Genomic DNA, 5,029 nt, shown 5'->3' on the forward strand with positions numbered 1-5,029 from the left:
GACGGGAGCCGGAGATACGCCACATGTACCAGCACAGTCACCCGTATTCTGCCGCACAGCCGGCATGCACGATAGCGCTCGTCGAGCGTGATGGACGGACACGCGCAACGGTCGAGTTGCATTGGGGCGGATCATGTCTAGCCGGGCTGGGCGTGGCTTATCGTCATCCGGCGGACTATCTTGCGAGCGAAACGGGACAGGAACTGGCGACGGCACGAGCTCTATCACACCTCGCCGACCAGCTACTGCTCTTTAACGGCGTCAGGCACTGAGGCACGCGATGAGGACGCTTGAAGGTGTTCTTGCCAAGCATCCCTTTTTCGCTGGGTTGGACCGGCGCTATCTTGAGATGGCGGTCGGGTGTGCCTCGAACATGCGCTTCAACGTCGGTGATTTCATCTTTAAACAAGGCGAAGAAGCCAACCACTTCTATCTGATTCGCGAAGGCAAGGTCTCACTCGAAGTCTTCGCTCCCGGCCCCGGCAGCCTCACCATTCAGACGCTGACAGGCGGCGACATCCTTGGATGGTCGTGGCTGGTACCACCATACAAATCGATGTTCGACGCTCGTGCTGCCGAGACGACCCGAGCAATCGTGCTGGACGGCAAGTGCCTGCGCGACAAATGCGAAACGGACCACGAGCTCGGGTACGAGCTGCTCAAGCGCGTGACGCCGATTCTCGGTCAGGGACTTGATGCCACCAGGGTTCGACTCGTGGACATCTACAGCACTGGCACCTGACAACAGCCACGGCAATGGAATCCCGCTGAAGTTTCACGCCGATCCGAAATCCAGGTCAGCCTCGGCGCTGTAGACGCCCAGCAGGTCCCGGGCCGACACGATGCCGACCAGGGCGCCGTCGCGCTCCACAAGGACGTGGCGGATGTAGCGCTCCATCATCTGAACCGCTACCTCCTGGACCGTGGCCTCGGCGTCGCACCACACCAACTTGGTGCTGGCCACGTCGAGGGCCCGCACGGCAGCCGGGTCTTTTCCAGCAGCCACCACCCGCACGACGTCACGCTCGCTCACCAGCGCGGCGGGCAACTCGTCATCACCCACCACAACGGCCCCGACTTCGCTGGCGACAAGGGTCTTGGCAACGTCGGCAACCGTGGCTTCGGAGGAGACACGCACCACTGGGTCACCGGTGACCACGGAGATCGGGGTCGACCCAGCGAAAGGGAGGTTCGTCATCCCTCGATGCTGATCCAGACTGGCCCGCCATTTGTAGTGACCTCAGTCCTCAATTCGGTGGCCTTAGTTCACTCGGTCGCTGATGGCACCATGGTCGGGGACAGCCGTAGGCGCGGACGAGGAGGGGATGCGATGGAAACCTGGGATGCGATCTGTGCCCGCCGCAATGTGCGCCAGTACAAGCCGGAACCGGTTACAGAAGAAGACCTGAACCGGATCGCCGAGGCCGGATGGCGGGCGCCGTCGGCGAAAAACCGCCAGGCGTGGGACTTTGTCATCGTCACCGATCGGGCTCAGCTGCAGGAACTGTCCACGGTGTGGCAGGGTGCCGGTCACATCGCCGGGGCCGCGGCCGCGATCGCCTTCGTCCTGCCGGTACCGCCCAGTGAACGCAGGAAGGTGACCGACCAATACGACGTCGGCCAGGCCACGATGGCGATGATGATCGCGGCTACCGACCTGGGGATCGGCACCGGCCATTCGTCGGTGCAGGATCAGGACAAAGCCCGCGCCATCCTGGGTGTGCCCGACGACTACCTGGTGGCCTACCTTCTCGGCATCGGCTATCCCGCCGACCGGCCGCTCAAGCCCATCCGCAAACCGAACCGGCGGCCCTTCGACGAGGTCGTCCATCACGGACGCTGGTGAGCCCCGTGGTAGACGCCGCGATACGAGAACACAAGGGCAACTACGGAATTGACGGGTCGTTCCACACCATCTCGGCGCGCGGGCAGGCGATCGGAATCGCCGTGGATGTTGCCGCCCTGGCGGTGTGGGCCGGCATCAGCCTCGCCCTTGGTAAGCGATTAACCGCAGCGCTGACGGGGGCATCGGCCGTCGGGATCGCCGCGAGCGCAGCCCTCTACATCTACGCGACGAAAGCCGGCAAGTTCGAAGTCTGGAACCGGATTCTCGACCAGCTGCGGCTACAGGGAGATGAAACCGTGCTCGATATGGGATGCGGCCGCGGCGCGGTGTTGCTGGCCGCGGCCAAGCGGCTGCCACGCGGGCGTGCCATCGGCGTCGACCTCTGGCACGCCGATCAGACCGACAATTCCCCGTCGGCCACCCTGGCCAACGCCAAACTGGAGAACGTCGCCGATCGGATCGAGCTGCACACCGCCGACATGACCGCGCTGCCGTTCGACGACAACAACGTCGACGTCATCGTCAGTAGCCTTGCGATCCATAACATTCCGACGCACGCCGGACGACGCAAAGCTCTCGGTGAGGCGATGCGTCTGCTGCGCCCCGGCGGTCGCCTTGCCATCGCCGACCTGTGGGAGACCCGCCAGCACGCCGACCACCTCCGCGAAAGCGGCTGGCACCATGTTCAGCGACGCAGCCTCGGATGGCGCATGTGGTACGGCGGGCCGTGGGTATCCACCCAACTGGTCACCGCGACAAAGCCGGGATGAATCGCAAGGAAACGTAGATCCAACACCGCGGGTAACGGGGCATCAGGTCCGCGATGCTCGCAGCTTGGTCGCCTACACTTTGAGATCCAATGAAACTGAGCAACCCGCTGCGGCATCCTCCGCGAGTACCGCGCGTCGAAAAGCCGCTCGCAGAGGGCCGTTTTCACCTCGTCGACGGTCGACGGCTTGGCTACGCCGAATTCGGTGACCCCACCGGTCCGGTGGTGCTGTGGTTCCACGGCACACTCGGCGCGCGGCGCCAATTCCCGGTGCTTGGGCGGCGTGCCGCCGAGAAGCTCGGCCTGCGGGTCATCATCGTGGAGCGGCCGGGCACCGGGCTGTCCGATTCACACCGCTACTCCGCGGTGACCGACTGGGTCGCCGACATGGCGCAGGTGGCCGACGCGCTCGACGCCGAACGGCTTGGCGTCGTGGGCCTGTCCGGCGGAGGCGCGTATGCGCTGGCCTGCGGCGCGCTGCCCCCGATGGTGGATCGCGTGGCAGCGGTGACCGTCCTCGACGGCACCGTCCCGGCGGTCGGTCCGGAGGCCACCGATGGCGGCGTCACCGACGTTGCCCGCCGGTTCAACCCCGTCCTCACGCAGCTGCGCCGGCCGTTGGCAGTGCTCAGTACCGTGCTGCTGGCACCCCTGATCCCCGTCGCGCACTACGCCTATCGGGTTTACGCCAGCATGTGGCCCGAGGATGACCAACGCGTTCTCAACGACCCGGAAATCGAGGCGATCTTCGTCGACGACATGGTCAATGCTTTCCGAGGCCGCTGTCTGGCCATGGTCGACGATGCCCGCCTGTTGGGGCGGGACTGGGGTTTCCAATTGGCCGACGTGAAGGCGCCGGTGCGGTGGTGGCACGGCGAGTGCGACCACGTCGTTCCGCTCGCCTCCGTCCACGCGGCCATCTCGCGCCTGCAAGACGCCGAGCTCATCGTGCGCTCAGAGAGCCACCTCGGCGGCTTCGCCAAGATCGACGAAGTGCTTGGGCATCTCCGCGGATACCTCTGAGCGGCAACGGCTTTCGTCGTTACTTGACCGACGGCGTGGGCGCGAATCACTTCACCGTCACCGTGCCCCGGCTCGTCGCGATAGTGGGTCAGTGTCTCAGCGAGGTCGACGCGGCTCGGCTAGTTGAGGGCTCGCCGCCAAGTTCCCGGCTATCTGTTGTTGCTCAAGCACGCTTCGGCATACGCTGCCATCGGGGTGGCCGCGATATGGAGAGAAAAATGTCCCCATCGATTCGCGCATCGGCCGTCTTCGTTGCATGCGTGGCGGTGGCCGCGCTCGCGCCACCAGCCGTCGCCGATCCGATGGACCCGATCCCCGGGAACGGCGTCTTCGTCGTCGGGCCTGACATTGCGCCGGGCCTGTACCGAACGGCCGGTTCGGCGTCGACGTTCGGGGTCTGGATAAACAATGTGCCGACCCAGGACTCGATGTGCGCGTGGTTCACCTACAGCACGCCTGATGCGAACAAGGACCATGTGATCCAGACGAATATGTCTGTCGGTCCGATGTTCGCGAACGTCAACACAACGGTCAAGGCCTTCGAGTCGCACAACTGTCAACCCTGGACGCGGGTCCCATAAGCAGGGCCAGAACGGTTCAGGCGTTAGTGCCGGCTTCATAGTTGAGGCGTCGCCAGATAGTTGAGGCGTCGCCGGCCGGGACAATCTCCGGCCCGGGGAATAAACCGGACTACAGTCCGGTTGCCCGGGTGGTACCGGTTAGCCCGACTCAAAGGAGAATCCGCATGACCACTGCCGTTGGCGCCCAAAAGCTCACCGCCGGAACCTGGGCGATCGACCCAGTCCACTCCTCGATCAACTTCTCGGTGCGCCATCTGATGGTCGGGAAGATTCACGGCCGCTTCGACCAGTTCAGCGGTGCCGTCACGGTCGCCGAAGACGGCACCCCGTCCGTCACCGCCACGGTCGACGTCAACTCCATCGACACCGGCAATGAGCAGCGTGAGGCGCACATCAAGGCCCCCGATTTCTTCGACGTCGCCCAGTTCCCGACCGCGACGTTCGTGTCCACCGCGGTGCGGGCCGACGGGGACGACTACGTGCTCGACGGCGATTTCACCCTCAAGGGCGTCACCAGGCCGGTCGCAATGACACTGGTATTCAACGGCGTCAACCCCGGCATCGGACGCGGCGAAGTCGCCGGCTTCGACGCCTCGGTTGTGCTGAGCCGCAAGGACTTCGGAGTCGGCGCCGAGTTGCCGCTCGATGGCGGCGGCACGATGGTCGGGGACAAGGTCACGATCACGCTGGCGATTGAGGCCCTTAAGCAGGCCTGACTTGGCGAAGAGCGCCCCAGCGCGGCGGTCCGCAAGCCCGACAACAGCCGGGCTTGCGGATCGGGCGCATTGAGTCGTGATTGACAGCGGTCGA

General features: G+C 64.8%; 8 protein-coding genes. 7 read left to right on the forward strand and 1 reads right to left on the reverse strand.

Annotated elements, in window-relative coordinates:
• Positions 1 to 23 precede the first annotated feature (23 nt).
• On the forward strand, positions 24 to 272 hold the full coding sequence (locus VEI45_RS08250; RefSeq protein WP_324852032.1) for a dsRBD fold-containing protein: 249 nt from the start codon (positions 24 to 26) through the stop codon (positions 270 to 272).
• Positions 273 to 280: 8 nt separating this feature from the next.
• Complete coding sequence (locus tag VEI45_RS08255; RefSeq protein WP_324852020.1) at positions 281 to 742, forward strand: cyclic nucleotide-binding domain-containing protein; 462 nt, start codon at positions 281 to 283, stop codon at positions 740 to 742.
• Between the two features lie 33 nt (positions 743 to 775).
• Here the strand turns inward: VEI45_RS08255 and VEI45_RS08260 are convergent, their stop codons facing one another.
• Positions 776 to 1,198 (reverse strand): cyclic nucleotide-binding/CBS domain-containing protein, encoded by a 423-nt coding sequence (locus tag VEI45_RS08260; RefSeq protein ID WP_324852022.1) that lies wholly within the window; start codon positions 1,196 to 1,198, stop codon positions 776 to 778.
• A gap of 132 nt (positions 1,199 to 1,330) precedes the next feature.
• Between VEI45_RS08260 and VEI45_RS08265 the strand changes: the two genes are divergently transcribed.
• The 5 genes from VEI45_RS08265 to VEI45_RS08285 all read left to right on the forward strand — a co-directional run bounded on the left by VEI45_RS08265 (position 1,331) and on the right by VEI45_RS08285 (position 4,935).
• Positions 1,331 to 1,846 (forward strand): nitroreductase family protein, encoded by a 516-nt coding sequence (locus VEI45_RS08265; protein ID WP_324852024.1) that lies wholly within the window; start codon positions 1,331 to 1,333, stop codon positions 1,844 to 1,846.
• The gene (locus VEI45_RS08270) at positions 1,843 to 2,616 is read left to right on the forward strand and encodes a class I SAM-dependent methyltransferase (RefSeq protein WP_414687430.1); all 774 of its coding nucleotides are present in this window, start codon (positions 1,843 to 1,845) and stop codon (positions 2,614 to 2,616) included. Before VEI45_RS08265 ends, VEI45_RS08270 begins: the two co-directional genes overlap by 4 nt.
• Positions 2,617 to 2,705: 89 nt before the next feature.
• Positions 2,706 to 3,638 carry an alpha/beta hydrolase gene (locus tag VEI45_RS08275; protein ID WP_324852026.1) on the forward strand — a complete coding sequence of 311 codons (933 nt, stop codon included), beginning with the start codon at positions 2,706 to 2,708 and terminating at the stop codon, positions 3,636 to 3,638.
• Between the two features lie 218 nt (positions 3,639 to 3,856).
• Positions 3,857 to 4,219 carry a hypothetical protein gene (locus VEI45_RS08280; protein WP_324852028.1) on the forward strand — a complete coding sequence of 121 codons (363 nt, stop codon included), beginning with the start codon at positions 3,857 to 3,859 and terminating at the stop codon, positions 4,217 to 4,219.
• A 164-nt stretch (positions 4,220 to 4,383) separates the two neighbouring features.
• Positions 4,384 to 4,935, forward strand: a complete 552-nt coding sequence (locus VEI45_RS08285) for a YceI family protein (protein WP_324852030.1) — start codon at positions 4,384 to 4,386, stop codon at positions 4,933 to 4,935.
• Positions 4,936 to 5,029 lie beyond the last annotated feature (94 nt).

The sequence above is a fragment of the Mycobacterium sp. genome (genome assembly GCF_035623875.1).
Classification (GTDB): domain Bacteria; phylum Actinomycetota; class Actinomycetes; order Mycobacteriales; family Mycobacteriaceae; genus Mycobacterium.